Below are 14,353 nucleotides of genomic sequence, written 5' to 3'. Positions count from 1 at the left end.
CACTGACCTGCTCGGCCTGACCGTCCGGCGCCGGCGGCGGATCATTGTCCGCCGCGAGGTCGTGCACCCCAAGCACTGGCCAGGCCGCTTTCGTAGGCCGCTATGACGAGTTGGGCCCTGTCCCTGGCCCCCAGCTTGGTCAGCAGACGGCTGACGTGGGTCTTGACCGTGCCGACGGTCAGATACAGCTCGGCTGCGATTTCGCTGTTGGACAGGCCACGTGCGATCAGTCCCAGCACGTCACGCTCGCGGCCGGTCACACCGTCCAGCGCATGGGTGACCGGGCCGGGGTAGCCGGGCCGGCGGACGTAGGTCTCGATGAGCCTGCGGGTGACGCCGGGGGACAGCAGCGACTCCCCGGTGGCGATCACCCGCACCGCGTCGATCAGTCGTGCGGGTGGAGTGTCCTTGAGGAGGAAGCCCGCGGCGCCTGCGCGGAGCGCTTCGAAGACGTACTCGTCCAGGTCGAAGGTGGTGAGCACCAGGACGTGGACGGGCACCGGGGACGGGCTGCCGAACAGCGTGCGGATGGCCTCGATGCCATTGAGCCCGGGCATCCGGATGTCCATCAGGGCTACATCGGGGCGCAGTTCGCGGATCACCCTGACCGCCTCGGTCCCGTCGGCGGCCTCTCCGACAACCTGGAGATCGTTTTCCGACTCGAGCAGCACCCGGAACCCGGCGCGTACCAGCGTCTCGTCGTCCACCACGACGACCCGCACTGTCATGCGCTCTCCAGGTTGGCGCCCACGGGGAACTGGGCTGTGCGCTCGTCCGTGGCGTACGGCAGCCGGGCGGCGACGCGAAAGCCGTGCGGCGAGAGCGGGCCCGCATGAACCTCGCCGCCGTAGAGGGCGGCGCGTTCCTTCATACCGGTCAGGCCGTGGCCCTCGGTGATGGGAGTGGATGTGCGGCCGACTCCGGCATCGACGACCGTGAGAGCGACCTCGCCTGGCGCGTAGGCGACCGTCGCCCGGGCGTGGCCGGTGTGGGCATGCTTGACGACGTTGGTCAGTGCTTCCTGCACGATGCGGTAGGCGGCGCGGTCCACGCCTCGGGGCAGCGTGTGCGGGTGACCGCTGATCGTCAACTCGACCTGGACACCGGTCCGTCGGATCTGCTCGAGGAGCGTGGTGAGGTCGTCCAGGCCGCCGGGCAGCCACTCGGCGCCGTCGTCATCGCGCAGGACACCCAGCAGTGAACGCAGCTCTCCCAGGGCTTGCCTGCTCGTCGTCTCGATGGCGGAGAGGGACTTCGCGGCCTCGTCGGGGCGACTGCCGATGACGTGGTGACCGACGCCCGCCTGGACCGCGACGATGCTCAGGCTGTGCGCGACGACATCGTGCAACTCCCGGGCGATGCGCATGCGTTCCTCGACGAGGAGGAGTTGTGCCCGCTCCTCGGCCTGCTCGACCAGGCCCCGGGTGTAGGCGCGGCCCTGTCTGGTGGACCATCCGATCGCCCAGGCGGCGGCCTCGACGATGAGGCTTTGGGTCATCCCCGGCCACCCCCAGTAGTCGTGTCCTGTGATGTCCTGCATGGGGATCATCAAGGCGAGTTGTGCGGCGCCTGCCACCACGCACGCGTAGGCGGCGACACGCATGGGTCGGGCGGCCGCCACCCCGTATACCAGCAAGGCAGTCGCCAGCACCCCCGTCAGGCTGAGCGCGCCGTCGGTGGCCATCACCACCGACCCCACCGCCAGTGCAGGCAGTGGCAGCAGTCGCCGCAGGGCGACGGCCATGCCCAACGAGCCCGTCAGCACGGTCTGCCAGGCCGGCCAGCCTGTGTGATGCGTGCCAAGCGTCCACCACAAGACGTTCGACGCCATCAGGACCACGGCCAAAAGCACGTCCAGCGCGATCAGCTGATGTGGCGTCAGCCTCCTGGCATGGGGTGCCGCGTCATGCCTCATCATCATGCGCATGCATCCGACCCTAGCCGGGTGGAGGGATCATCCGCCTCTGTCCAGAGACAGAGATCAGGCCGTCATTCCGTGGCCAGATCCGCAGGGCGGGCACCCTCTGCCAGGGTCGGCCGCATGGATCTCTCCCGGACGTCCGCCCGCCGCTGGCTTTCCCCTGTGCCCTGGGGCTTCGCCCTGCTCGCCGCCGTATCGTCTCTGACATACGGCGGTGATCAAGCGGTGAACGCCTGGGCATCGACCAACCTGGCCAATTTGGGTGATCATCCTGTGGAGGCGCTCACCACCTCCGCCTTCCTGTTCGGCGCCGATCCCTGGGCCAGTTTGCGCGGCATCGCCTTCGCCGGGGCCATGCTGGCGTTTCTCGCCATCCGGTTCGGCAGCATGCGGGCGCTCGCGCTGGTCGCGGCCGGCCAGGTCCTCGGCACACTGGTGAGTGAAGGGCTGCTGGCAGCGCGGATCGCGGCAGGCCAGGCAGACCCGGCCCTGCGTGTGATGGTGGACGTCGGCCCCTCCTACGTGATCGTCTCTGGCCTGGCCGCCGTGGTGGTAGCAGGGGCCAGGCGGTGGCATCGATGGACCGCGTTCGCAGCGCTCGTGGTGCGTGCACCGCACATCACGAGCGGCCTGACCACGCTGGGGGTCACTCCCGTCGGCCACGTGACAGCACTGTTCACCGGGATGCTGCTGGCGTGGGCTCTGCGGGCGTCCAACGCCCACCATCGCTCCCTGCACCGACTGACGCTACGCGCAGCGCCACTGCAGACCGAGGAGCGTCCCGATGGCCGGGCACTGTCCACTTGAGCTCGTGACCTCGGAGGTGGGACGGGTTTGTTGATCACCAGGAAAGGCTGACTGTGGGGCCCGCCGGGGGCGTAGCAGGGTTTCCGGCGGAAATCACCGCCCATGCGGTGTGGCGGTATGAGGTGGAGGAGCGGCTGCTCGCGCGCGCGGCTGTCGTCTCCCACAAAGCGGTCCAGCAGCAATACGGGAAGTTTGATCCCCCGTACGCGGCCGCCCTGCGCCGTTGTCGTCCGCAGGCCGGGCGGCAGCTGGGCTCTTGGCGGGGTGTTCATCAAGATCAATAGGGAGTAGCAGTACCTGTCGAGCACGGTGGACCAGGGGGGTACTTACTGGACATTCTGGTCCAGCCCTCGGACGGAGAGGCCACGGCCTCGGCGCAACGTATGAAGCCATGACCAACTGACCTGGCTTCCGGCGCACCACGGCCCTGCTCCTCACCCTCGCCGGACGTCGCGCGACGTGCCGCCAAGTCTCCGCCTCGCACACGCCCTCACTCCCCTGAGGGCATTCCGCAAGGTGAACCCCGCTCAACGCCCAGTTTGCGGCTTAGGGGACCGCCGGCCACTTCTCGGTGAAGTTGCATGCCGACCGACGACGGCCGAACCCATGCGAACTGTGTAGAGGGTAAGGCCCCACCCTCTGCGGTCCAGGATGTTTCGCATTGCCAAGGAGCCGTGGACTCTCCGCTAACGACGCAGCGACCTCCTCTCGACCATTCTGCTGTTGTTCCACTCAGGGCCGAGTGCTTTCTCAGGCGGGTGAGCACAGAACTCGCCTGCCCGGGTCGGCCGTCCGGTCGATGACGTGCATACGAAACGCTGTCGGCCGGGAAATGTCAGCGCTTTTCTTCGACACCGAAGGATGGATGGAAATGGCGAAGTCGCTTGACGCGTCGGATGTCGTGGTCACCCACGGCAGCGGGATCATCGCGAGCCCGTTCGACTGCAGCCCCCACAACACAAGTGACGACAACGACTCCCGCGACTCTGGCGGCCACGACGGCTGGGCCGGGGACGACAGTGACCGCTGCCACTAGCAGTCACTGCTGATTCGTTGAATGGGGTTCCTGGCCTGTCTATTACACCGGCCAGGAACCCCGTCGGCCCCAGCCCTGTAAAAAATTTCCAAAGCCCGCACAAGGGAAGAATGAAAATGACGGTTGTCTCGACTGGTGCACCCGCTACCCCATCGACGTTTTCCACTCCCGAGCTTGAGCGGTTGCTTCGGCCTGTTCCAGTAAGCAACTTTTTCGGTGAGTATTGGGAGCAACAACCCCTGGTAGTCCACCGGAACGACCCGGATTACTTTGCGGATCTGCTGACCTTGGACGGCATCGACCACACGTTGTCCCTCGCGGGCATAGGGCTGGACAACATCCGGGTGGTGGTGAACGGCAAAGAGACTCCGGTATCGGAGCTCGGAACGGGCCCGGGCCGCAACAGTGGGACGAATTCCCTGGAATCGCTCTACGCGCGCTACCGCGGCGGATCAACGATCGTGGTGAACTCGCTGCAGGACCGGCGAGAGCAGTTGCAGCGGATCGCGTCCGCGCTGGGGAGCGAACTGGGCGCACGGGTGCAGATGAACATCTATCTGACGCCGCCCGGCTCGCAGGGTTTCGCGCCGCACTACGACATGCACGATGTGTTCATCGCCCAGGTCTATGGCAGCAAGGTCTGGCGGCTGGCCGACGAACCCTACGAGCTGCCGCTGCAGAACCGCCCCTATGACAAGTCGCAGCCAGCCCCGGAGCCGACGCGGGAGTTCGAACTGCGGGCCGGGGATCTGCTGTACATGCCGCGCGGGACGATCCACTCCGGCGCCGCGAACGAGACGGCTTCGCTGCACGTGACGCTCGGGATTCACCCGGTGCTGTGGACGCAGGCGCTCCAGGACGCGCTCGCGGAACTGGCCGCTGCGGATGTGCGGTTCCGCCGATCACTGCCGGTCGGCTTCGATCGGGACCCGGCCATACGCGAGCGGGCAGAGGCAGGGTTCGCCGAGCTGCTGGACGCGCTGCGGGCGCAGTTGTCCCCGGCGGAGATGACCTCCCGCGCGGTCGAGCGAGTGACCTCGATGTCCTCCCCGCTGCTGCGGGGCCATCTGCTGGACCTGGAGGAGCTTCCGCGCACGGGCCTGGACACCCGGCTGCGCCGCCGCCCCGGCCTGCAATGGCAGCTCACGGTGGCCGACGGGGTAGCGCGGCTGCACTTCCACAACAAGACCGTGCAGTTCCCCGACGCGGTTGCGGAGGAAGTGCGCCACATCGCCCGGCACGGCATCGAGTGGTTCACGGCACAGGCGATCCCCGGAGACCTGGACGACGCCGGCCGGTTGACGCTGGTGCGCACCTTGCTGGGCGAGGGTTTCCTCACCCTGCGCTGACAGCTATGGACGCACACGGGACGGAGAAGGACTCTATGGGCGCTCCGAAGTCGGATCCGCACACGGTGCCAACGGTGCCGTTGCGGCGGATCCTGGGGTTGCTGCGGCCGTACCGGGGCCGGTTGGGGGTGATGTTGGCTCTGGTCGCAGCGTCTTCGATGCTGGCCATGGTGCCGCCGTTTCTGCTGCGGACCGTCCTGGACGTGGCGCTGCCGCACGGGCGGGCCGGGCTGCTGAGCGCACTGGCGGCTGGCATGCTCGCGGTGGTGCTGGTCTCCAACGGGGTGGCCGTCGGCCAGGCTTACCTGTCGCTGGCGGTCGGCGAGCGCATGATGAACGATCTACGGATCGCCGTGTACGCGCGGCTACAGCGGATGCCGCTGGCATTCTTCACCCGCACGCGCACCGGAGAGATGCAGTCCCGGATCGCCAACGACATCGGCGGGATGGGATCGGTCATCACCACGCTGTCCGGCAGCATCGTCGGCAATATCACCACGGTGGTGTCCAGCCTGATCGCCATGGTCGCCCTGGACTGGCAGCTGACGATCGTCTCGCTGCTCATGGTGCCGATCTTTGCGCTGATCAGCCGGAACGTCGGCAACCAGCGGCGGACGATCACCCGCGAGCGCCAAAAGCAGATGGCTGTGCTGTCGGTCATGGTGGAGGAGACGCTGTCGGTGAGCGGTTTCCTGCTGGGCCGCGTCATGGGCCGCACGCCCACGCTCATCGAGCAGTTCGGCCAGCAGTCCGGCCGCCTGACGGAGCTGACCATCAAATCAGCCATGACGGGGCGATGGCGCGCGGCATCGATGCAGCTCATCATGGCAGCGATGCCCATCGCCATCTACTGGACGGCCGGGGTGACGGGGCAACACGGCCGTCCACTGATCTCCATCGGCACGTTGGTGGCATTCACCACCTTGCAGCAGGGCCTCTTCGGGCCGACGGTCTCGCTGCTCGGGGTCGGCATCACCCTGCAGAGTTCACTCGCCCTGTTCGAGCGGATCTTTGAGTACCTGGACCTGCCCATCGAGATGGCGGAGCCCCGGCGCCCGGTACAGCTGCGCAATCCCCGCGGCCACGTCCGACTGGAGAACGTCGGCTTCTCCTACGGCAGCAGGCCGGTGGTGCGGGACATCACCCTAGACGTTCCCGCCGGCAGCCACCTGGCGATCGTAGGAGCGACCGGCGCGGGAAAGACGAGCCTGGGCTACCTGATCCCACGGCTGTACGACGCCACCGCCGGCCGGGTCACCATCGACGGTGTCGACGTCCGCGACCTGGACTTCGCCTCCCTGGCCTCCATCGTCGGCATCGTCTCCCAAGAGACCTTCCTGTTCCACACCACGGTCGGGGACAACCTGCGCTTCGCCAACCCCCAGGCCACGGCTGACGAGGTCATCGCCGCGACGAAAGCCGCCCGCATCCACGACCTGATCGAGGACCTGCCGGACGGCTACGACACAGTTGTCGGCGAACGCGGCTTTCGGTTCTCCGGCGGCGAGAGGCAACGCCTGGCCATCGCCCGCACCATGCTCCGCAACCCACGCGTACTGGTGCTCGACGAGGCCACCAGCTCCCTGGACACCCGCACCGAGCATCTTGTCCAGCAGGCCCTCGACCAGCTGTCAAAAGGGCGGACCACCATCACCATCGCCCACCGCCTGTCCACCGTCCGCAACGCCGATCAGATCATCGCGCTGGACCAGGGGCGCGTCGTCGAACAGGGCACCCATGACGAACTCCAGGCACGCGGAGGGCTCTACGCCTCGCTGCTCGCCAAGGACAACGCCCAGCGCCCTGCGCCCCGGCCGGTTCGCCTCATGGAGAAGCACCGATGACCACGACAACACCCGTACTCTTCCTGCTCGCCTACGACGCGACCTGCGGCACCTGCCGGAAGATCTCCCGCGAGGTCGCCCGTGCCTCCGGCGACCGGCTCGCCGTCGTGCCCCTCGACCGCCCTGACGTCCGGCAGTGGCGCGCGCAGGCACTGGGCGCACACGCGCCGTGGGCACCAACATTGCTGCGGATCTACGACGACGAGGCCCGGGCCTGGACGGGCTCTGCGATGGCGGTGCCCCTGATCCGCAGACTCGGACTGCGGCGCACCATCAGCGTCGTGTGCGCGCTTGGCCGGATGCGCTACATCGAATCCGCGCCCCAGACGGCCGGTTCCGGCACTCCTTCCCTGCGGGTGCTGTGGAGCGGCACTCTGGCCGCGGCGCGGATGCTGCTCACTGGGAAACCTCCCACGACCGCTGCCCGGGAGAACAGTGTGGCGGCTCACTGGGTCGTGGCCCACCGCGACGAACTCCCGTGTTCCTACGACGACGTGACGGCGTACCCGGTCGCCTACCAGCGGGCGATCTTCGATGCCTCGCCGCCGGAGGTACGAAGCCGTCTGTGGATCGAGGCGTTGGAGCGGGACCGGGCCTCTCGAACCGGCATGACCCGGCCGCAGGAAGCCCTGTTCGCCAGGGCTATCGAACTCGCCGGCGATCCGGGTCTCTTCCGTACCGGGCGCAATCTGGATGCGGATCTCAGCCAGCGCCTGATCGAACTGCGGCAGGATGCCCTCCATGAGTTCGAGCGGGCCGAGGACCGTCGCCTGCTGTTGGCCCTCGGCGCCATCAAGCCGCAGCGGGAGGCCCGCTGACCGGTATCAGCTGATATGGGACCGGTGACGCGCCCTTGCGTCACCGTGCATAAGCAGCCTGCCGTCGAGCGCCGTCCCGGCGGTACTCGATGGGCGGCATGCCGTAGGTGTCCCGGAAGGCGCGGGTGAAGTCGGCGGCGCGCGGGTATCCCCAGCGGGCTGCGATGGCATGGATGGGAATGCGGTGCTGGGCGGGATCGGCCAGGTCCCGGCGTGCGGCTTCCATGCGCAGGCGGCGGATGTAGCTAGCCGCCGTGATGCCCTCCTGCTGGAACAGACGATGCAGGTAACCACGAGACAGGTTCAAGGCAGCGGCGACCCGACTGGGCGTCAGGTCATGGTCGGCCAGGTTGTGGTGAATGAACGACTTGATCCGCAGGAGCAGCGTGTGTCGGTGGGCCTCAGGCGGCAGGAGCGGCTCGGCGGAGAGGGTGTGGGCGAAAAGGGCCGCGACCAGGTCAGTGAGCACGGTCCCCAAGCGCGGGGCATCGTCCGGACGGTACGGGCAGGCATCGGCGGTCACATGAGTGAGGAACTGCCTGAGCAGCACCCCTACGCCCTCCCGCCCCGACACCTGCCGCCCGATCGCTTGGTCTGCCCGGCCAGACGGAAATGACAGCGCAGCCCGCGGAATCTCGACGCCGACGATCGTGGCCGGCGGCCGTGCGCTCCACACCTCGAACGGCAGGGAGGTGGAGGCGATGTGGAAGTCGAGTGGCCGATAGGCGGCCTCGTAGCCGTCCCATGCCGTCCCGCCGTCTCCGCTCAGGAGGACCGAGAGGTTGTAGGCCTCCGGGTCGGACTGGCGGATCAGGCGCGGCGTGCGGCAGAGGGTTGCCTGCTGGAACGTCGTCAGGTACACGTTCGCCTTGCCGAGCGGGATACACCGGAGGCGAGCCTGGAAGTCTGCCGCGAACTCGCTGGTCATTTCCATGGGCGCTGGTACGCGGCCCATGATCTCGCACCAGGCGTCGAACCGGTCGGCAACCGGTAAGTCCTCGCTGCGGAAGACAGTCTGCGTCAGCATGTCGGGAGCTTGAGCTGGTGGCAGTGGGCAACGACCACCGTCACGGGCACAGGCTTGGTGTGCCTCCCAGCTGGTGGTTGGCGGGTGGTGGCCGAGGCCAGGGGCGTGGGTTGGATCGCCACGCTGACCACCGTCGAGGAGGCGGAAGCCACGGCAAGCGGCCGGGTCCAGAGATGGCAGCCTGTCCAGTGCCGTATCCGCCTCGTGCTTCTTCTCCGCTCTGCGCAAAACGCCACAGTGCCCCCGCCTTCTCGATGATTGCCAAAGATGCCGAATTTGGTACTGGTCATGTACATGACCACTGTGTATTCATGGGTGTCCCGGCGGACGTGATCACACGCGAAACCACACCCCAGATCTGGGGCCAGCTGGTCTCTTCTTGATGGGGCTGTTGAGCCGCAGACTGTCGCCGTCACACGGCTCGTCGAAAGCTGCTGTGCGCACCCCTATGTCCTGTCTGCAGTCGCGGCAGATGCCATCGGGGCGTGCTGGACCAATCACGGGCCTGCCGCAGTCATGGCATTCAGGTCGGGGCCCACGTCTTCGCACCGTGGGTCAGAGCACCCGCGGCCGCCTGGGTGATTGTGTCTGGTGCTGTGTCCGGTCCACGGCGACAGGGGAGTGGCCTGCTGTCCCTCGCTGGTCAGTCGAGGCAGGCAGGGTCTGGTCGTTACCGTTTTCGGCTGGTGTCCCGCGGGACGGGTGCGTGCTGCCATCACTCCCCCATTAACGTCAGTTCATGACCGCGGTTGATACTAGACACGAGATCCACTTCGTGACCAGTAAAATTGCGGGCACTGAGCAATAGTTGAGGTTCCTTCAGTACACTCAGGCCCGGAAGCCCATGAACTGGCAAGGAGTCGGGGGATGAGCAGCGCGACCGAGCATGATGCCGGCGGCCAGGCGGGCCGCACGCTCGCACAAAAGCTCGATCACCTGTTCGAAACTTCGACGCCGAAGGGCCAGAAGGCGCCGTCTCACGAAGACGTCGCCGCTGCCATCAACATCGCCGCGGGGGAGCGGGCGATCAGCGGCGCCTACATCTGGCAGCTGCGTACCGGCAGGAAGACTAACCCGACCATGAAGCACCTCGAGGCTCTGGCCCGGTACTTCGGTGTCAGCCCCGCCTACTTCCTCGACAACGAGCAGGCGCAGCGCATCGACGAGCAACTCGCCTTGCTGCAGGCTTTGAAGGAGAGCGATGTGCGCAACATCGCGCTTCGGGCACATGGGCTTTCCGATTCCAGCCGTCAGACCCTGGCCGGGGTCGTGAGTCACCTGCGCAAGCTGGAAGGACTGCAAGAAGACCCGGACTCGCACAGCGGTGATGCCTGACCGTCGCGTCCACTCACCCGCAGTACGCCCACAGGGGGGTACCCGCCGTCTCGGCCCGGACTGCAGCTCACCGGCGGCTGGCCGCAGCCGCTGGACCGGAGCCCTCTGACGGGGGCCTTTGCCGCCCCTCGTCAACCCTTCGCTAATGTTCCGTCGCAGACGGTTTGTGAACGAGTCGTGTCATGCCCTGACCAGGCCTGGTGCGATTCGGACTGTAGTGGCCAACCAGTACGGATGCCGCATTACAGCATGAGCCGTTGTCGCATTAAGGAAGTTCAACCTGGATCTAGGGGGAACGGTTGAAGGAGCGACAGCTTCGTCGCCGCTGCAAACGGGAGCTCCAAGCGCTGGACGTTCAACCACCCCTGCAGGTGGAGGTCCTGTGCCGCGCACTGGGCGAACGCCGAGGCCGGCCGATTCATGTGGTGCCCTACGCCCTGCCGGTGCCGGGCCCATTCGGGGTCTGGATTGCCACGGGTGCCAGCGATTTCATCGTCTGCCAGAGCGAGACGACGAAGGCCCACCAGGACCACATCATTTTGCACGAGGTGGGCCACATCCTGGCCGATCACCACGGTGACGACGGCGACGAGGAGCTGTGGGCCCTGATGATGCCCGACCTCTCGCCCGAAACGATCCGCCGGGCACTGGGCCGCACGTCCTACGACCAGGAGCACGAGCGGGAGGCGGAACTCGTCGCCACCATCATCCTGGAGTGGGCCTCGGTACTGAACAGGGTCACACCACCGCAGCCAACGGACGCCTCAGTGCGGCGAGTCCAGACGGCGCTGGGTGACAGGCAGGGATGGCTGTGATCGTCTCCGTAATCCTGGTGGCCATGATCCTGGCCTTCGTCGCAGCGCTGGGATGGAAGATATTTCAGCTGATCAAGGCCCCCCGGGACGCGTCCTTGCGCGCCGTCACGCTGTGCCTGATCAGTGCCGCCTGCTCCTTCGTCCTGGCCAGACAGCCCTTTTCCGGCTGGATCGCTTCTCTGGCCGGGCCAAGCGCCCCTCGGCTTGTGCAGAACCTGTGCGTGCTCAGCATGGTGTTCTGGCTGATGTGCTTCTACCTGTACTCGGCCGCCCCCGATGCGGATGAGGGCAACAGACGCGCCCGCCGGGAGGCACTTCTGCTGACTCTCGCCGCCATCGGCCTCATTACGGCGACAGCTGCGGCAGGCGTTGGCGACCACGGCGCAGACTTCCAGGGATCCGACCTGCGCGATCCGGCTCTGGTGAGCTTCTACCTCATCGCGGATGTGTATCTCGTCTACGCCCTGTCCATGGCCCTGCGATGGACCTGCTCCTACGCCCGTGCCTCACAGCGGCCGCTGGCCACGGGACTCTGGATGGCGGCGGTGGGGATCGGCGCCATGGCCGGGTCCTGCACGATCCGCACTGTGCTGACCGTGGTTCGCTGGCAGGGCGGCACCGTACCCCGGACCGTCACCTGGGCCTCCAGCGTGATCATCGCGCTGGCAGTGCCGCTGTTCCTCCTCGGGGTCAGCTACCCCGGGGCCGCCACCCGGCTGGCGGCAGTGCGGGTGCGCCGCCAGCACCGCCGCATGTATCACAGGCTAGGGCCGCTGTGGCAGATGCTCCATGAGGCATACCCGGAGCACTCCCTCTACCGGATGCCGGCCACACCGTGGCGCGACCGCCTGCTCCCGCTTGGCCTGCACCGCCGCTATTACCGCCGCGTCATCGAGTGCCGTGACGGCCTGGTCCGGATCAGCCCCTACCTGGCGCCAACCGCAGGCCTGGGGGAGGACCAGCCGGGGTGGGCCGACGCGATGGCTGACCGGCTCTACGCCGCGCTGCACAGCGATCATCCACATACGCCCGTCCAGGCTGTCGCCGTCGCGATGCCGCTGACGCAAAGCCTGGAAGACGACGTGCGGCAGCTGGTCCAGCTGTCGGACGCGGTGAGACGACGCGTCCTCGCCGGGGCCAAACACACCGACGCAGAAAGCGAGACGTCGTGAACCAGCTGCTCATCACCGCAGGACGCATACTGCTGGGTCCCAGCAGCACACACATCGACGACGGCGCTGTCCTCGTCTCAGGCGACACCATCGTGGCGGCCGGGGCACGCAACGACGTGCTCGCTCACACACAACCGGGCTGCCAGGAGATGGAGTTTCCCGATGCCACCGTGCTGCCCGGGCTGATCGACTGCCACGTCCACCTGGCTTTCGACGCCGGACCGGACCCGGTCACCACGCTGACCGACAGCGACGATGCGACGCTTCTCCTGGGCATGGCAGGCCGAGCTCAGCAACTGCTCGACGCCGGCATCACCACCGCCCGTGACCTCGGCGACCGTGGCGGCCTGACCGTCAAACTCCGGGATGCCATCCGCGAAGGCACCGTGGCCGGGCCGCGGATTCTCGCCGCCACCGCGCCGCTGACAACCCCCAAGGGGCACTGCTGGTTCCTCGGCGGCGAGGTCGAGGGCGAGCAAGAGATCCGGCACAAGGTGCGCCGAAACGCCGAGGAAGGCGCGGACGTCATCAAAGTGATGGCGACAGGCGGAGGGCTGACCCGCGGCGGCCCTTCGATCTGGCAGCCTCAGTTCACCACCGAAGAACTCACCGTCGTGGTGGAGGAAGCCCACCGGCTCGGTCTGCCGGTGGCCGCCCACGCGCACGGCGTACAGGGTATCGCCGCCGCGATCACCGCAGGGGTCGACACGATCGAGCACTGCAGCTGGATGACCGAAGACGGCACCTCCGACCTGCGCGAAGACCTCCTCGCACAGATCATCGCCAAGCAGATGCACGTCTGCCTTGCCAACCACCCGAACTGGCGGTCCTTCGCTGACCGGGTCGGTCCCGAAAAGGCCGCTGAGCTGTTCGCGCCCACGCGACGGATGGCAGAGAGCGGAGTGCAGCTCGTAGCGGGGACGGATGCCGGCATCCCCCGAGCCTTCTTCGGCGGTCTCATCTCCAGCCTGGAATTCTTCGAGCACTTGGGCCTTCCAAGGCACCGCATCATCGACATGGCCACCACCAACGCCGCCACCGCACTCCGACTGAGCGACCAGACCGGGCGTCTCGCCGAAGGGTGCCGCGCCGACATCCTGGTCGTAGACGGTGACCCTCTGGCCGGCCTGGATGCCCTGCGGGCGGTGCGGCTTGTGCTGGCTGGTGGCCGTCTCCATGTCCCGGACTCCGCAGCTCTGTCATGGGCCCGGCGGCGGCCCGGCGCAGCGGAGCCGGCTGAGCGCTGACGCTCGAAGTGAACGGAGCCGTGGCTCTGTTCGAGAGTCCGAGAACGGTAGGCCAGCCGCCGGCGCCTGGCAACGGGGCGACGGCGGCTGCCAACTCCGCCCGTATGGCCCGACTGCTGCTCACCGGGATCGGTGATCACTACCGGCTCGCTGTCATCGCCGCAGTCCTAGCGGTGCCCGCCGGCGGGAGCAGGGAGTGCCGGCCCCACCCGCAGCCCACCGGTCCTCGACGACGCGCGTCGGCCGTGAAGCAGCACGGGCACCGTCGATCCCGAGGCCCGTCGCCTACGTCGCACGGCTGGATCGCGCCGTGTCGCCCATGGCGTGGTCGGGTACGGCTTCGGCAACTGGCCGTCGTCTGGGGGAGGTTGCCGGGTGGGCAAAGCGAGCCGGGGCAAGCGAGAGCGCAGCAGGGACAGCGCCGGGCAGTGGACGGCGGCTTGCTCCGCGAGGACGGCGCCCCGTCTGCGGGAGGTGACCCAGCGGCATTTGACCGGTAACACGTGGGTGCAGATGATGCTCGCCAACAACATCAACAACGTCGTCACCGAGCTGCACACTGTGCTCCTGCACAGCGATCTTGCCGACATGGCGGACAAGCCCGAAGGCATCGAGCGGGACGCGGCATGGTCGATGACGCTCGGCCAACAGGGCCACCGGCCTCCGTGGCCCCGGACGGCCGGGGAGGCCGCCTCCTGGGAGATACGGCAGATCCAGAAACTGCTGCGGCAGGCGGAGGTTTTTGTCATTTTTTTGGCTGCGCACGCTGCGGTCGACGATGGTGAGGCGAGGCATGCGCCCGTGGCACGGCGTTCACTCCGGCTCGGCCTGGCCAAGGTGCGCCCTTTGATGGGTACTGGACCTGCTTGGTCGTGTGCAGTGGGCTACATCGCCGCCGCTGAGTTGCTCACTCCGTGCTGGAAGGCTCGGCCGAATGCAGGTGGGCAACTGTCAGGTTCGGCTCCTGGGGCTTCAGGCCGTG

The 14,353-nt window shown here is 67.4% G+C and carries 12 protein-coding genes; 9 read left to right on the top strand and 3 right to left on the bottom strand.

Annotated elements, in window-relative coordinates; translation table 11 throughout:
• Positions 1-41: 41 nt before the first annotated feature.
• Both ACFY1E_RS30285 and ACFY1E_RS30280 read right to left on the bottom strand, forming a co-directional pair.
• Complete coding sequence (locus ACFY1E_RS30285) at positions 42-728, bottom strand: response regulator (RefSeq protein WP_389081243.1); 687 nt, start codon at positions 726-728, stop codon at positions 42-44.
• Positions 725-1,927, bottom strand: a complete 1,203-nt coding sequence (locus tag ACFY1E_RS30280) for a sensor histidine kinase (protein WP_389081240.1) — start codon at positions 1,925-1,927, stop codon at positions 725-727. Before ACFY1E_RS30280 ends, ACFY1E_RS30285 begins: the two co-directional genes overlap by 4 nt.
• Before the next feature lie 114 nt (positions 1,928-2,041).
• Here ACFY1E_RS30280 and ACFY1E_RS30275 point away from each other — a divergent pair, with 114 nt between their 5' ends.
• The 5 genes from ACFY1E_RS30275 to ACFY1E_RS30255 all read left to right on the top strand — a co-directional run bounded on the left by ACFY1E_RS30275 (position 2,042) and on the right by ACFY1E_RS30255 (position 7,775).
• Positions 2,042-2,728, top strand: coding sequence for a rhomboid-like protein (locus ACFY1E_RS30275; RefSeq protein WP_389081238.1), 687 nt, complete (start codon positions 2,042-2,044; stop codon positions 2,726-2,728).
• An 871-nt stretch (positions 2,729-3,599) separates the two neighbouring features.
• Positions 3,600-3,764, top strand: a complete 165-nt coding sequence (locus ACFY1E_RS30270) for a hypothetical protein (RefSeq protein ID WP_382244195.1) — start codon at positions 3,600-3,602, stop codon at positions 3,762-3,764.
• A gap of 287 nt (positions 3,765-4,051) precedes the next feature.
• Positions 4,052-5,113: a cupin domain-containing protein gene (locus tag ACFY1E_RS30265; protein ID WP_389081235.1), complete on the top strand. Its 1,062-nt coding sequence runs from the start codon at positions 4,052-4,054 to the stop codon at positions 5,111-5,113.
• 35 nt (positions 5,114-5,148) lie between these two features.
• On the top strand, positions 5,149-6,957 hold the full coding sequence (locus tag ACFY1E_RS30260; protein ID WP_389081233.1) for an ABC transporter ATP-binding protein: 1,809 nt from the start codon (positions 5,149-5,151) through the stop codon (positions 6,955-6,957).
• Complete coding sequence (locus ACFY1E_RS30255) at positions 6,954-7,775, top strand: hypothetical protein (RefSeq protein WP_389081230.1); 822 nt, start codon at positions 6,954-6,956, stop codon at positions 7,773-7,775. Before ACFY1E_RS30260 ends, ACFY1E_RS30255 begins: the two co-directional genes overlap by 4 nt.
• A gap of 40 nt (positions 7,776-7,815) precedes the next feature.
• Here ACFY1E_RS30255 and ACFY1E_RS30250 read toward each other — a convergent pair whose 3' ends face one another.
• A complete protein-coding gene (locus tag ACFY1E_RS30250; RefSeq protein WP_389081228.1) occupies positions 7,816-8,802 on the bottom strand; it encodes an AraC family transcriptional regulator in 987 nt (328 codons plus the stop codon).
• An 867-nt stretch (positions 8,803-9,669) separates the two neighbouring features.
• Between ACFY1E_RS30250 and ACFY1E_RS30245 the strand changes: the two genes are divergently transcribed.
• From ACFY1E_RS30245 to ACFY1E_RS30230, 4 genes are all read left to right on the top strand, one after another.
• Entirely contained in the window at positions 9,670-10,137 is a 468-nt protein-coding gene (locus tag ACFY1E_RS30245; protein WP_389081225.1) for a helix-turn-helix domain-containing protein, read from the top strand.
• Between the two features lie 425 nt (positions 10,138-10,562).
• Positions 10,563-10,952: a hypothetical protein gene (locus tag ACFY1E_RS30240; RefSeq protein ID WP_389081223.1), complete on the top strand. Its 390-nt coding sequence runs from the start codon at positions 10,563-10,565 to the stop codon at positions 10,950-10,952.
• Positions 10,943-12,124 (top strand): MAB_1171c family putative transporter, encoded by a 1,182-nt coding sequence (locus ACFY1E_RS30235; RefSeq protein ID WP_389081221.1) that lies wholly within the window; start codon positions 10,943-10,945, stop codon positions 12,122-12,124. The genes ACFY1E_RS30240 and ACFY1E_RS30235 overlap by 10 nt, the downstream gene beginning before the upstream one ends.
• Positions 12,121-13,371 (top strand): amidohydrolase family protein, encoded by a 1,251-nt coding sequence (locus tag ACFY1E_RS30230; protein ID WP_389081218.1) that lies wholly within the window; start codon positions 12,121-12,123, stop codon positions 13,369-13,371. Before ACFY1E_RS30235 ends, ACFY1E_RS30230 begins: the two co-directional genes overlap by 4 nt.
• Positions 13,372-14,353 lie beyond the last annotated feature (982 nt).

It is taken from the genome of Streptomyces sp. NPDC001604, assembly GCF_042893475.1.
Lineage (GTDB): Bacteria > Actinomycetota > Actinomycetes > Streptomycetales > Streptomycetaceae > Streptomyces.
The sequence above is the reverse complement of the archived record's forward strand: the minus strand, read 5'-3'. Positions and strand labels throughout refer to the sequence as shown.

Coding starts and splice junctions, on each gene's coding strand:
- ACFY1E_RS30285 (WP_389081243.1), bottom strand. CDS start 728: ATGACAGTGCGGGTCGTCGTGGTGGACGACGAGACGCTGGTACGCGCC.
- ACFY1E_RS30280 (WP_389081240.1), bottom strand. CDS start 1,927: ATGCGCATGATGATGAGGCATGACGCGGCACCCCATGCCAGGAGGCTG.
- ACFY1E_RS30275 (WP_389081238.1), top strand. CDS start 2,042: ATGGATCTCTCCCGGACGTCCGCCCGCCGCTGGCTTTCCCCTGTGCCC.
- ACFY1E_RS30270 (WP_382244195.1), top strand. CDS start 3,600: ATGGCGAAGTCGCTTGACGCGTCGGATGTCGTGGTCACCCACGGCAGC.
- ACFY1E_RS30260 (WP_389081233.1), top strand. CDS start 5,149: ATGGGCGCTCCGAAGTCGGATCCGCACACGGTGCCAACGGTGCCGTTG.
- ACFY1E_RS30255 (WP_389081230.1), top strand. CDS start 6,954: ATGACCACGACAACACCCGTACTCTTCCTGCTCGCCTACGACGCGACC.
- ACFY1E_RS30250 (WP_389081228.1), bottom strand. CDS start 8,802: ATGCTGACGCAGACTGTCTTCCGCAGCGAGGACTTACCGGTTGCCGAC.
- ACFY1E_RS30245 (WP_389081225.1), top strand. CDS start 9,670: ATGAGCAGCGCGACCGAGCATGATGCCGGCGGCCAGGCGGGCCGCACG.
- ACFY1E_RS30235 (WP_389081221.1), top strand. CDS start 10,943: ATGGCTGTGATCGTCTCCGTAATCCTGGTGGCCATGATCCTGGCCTTC.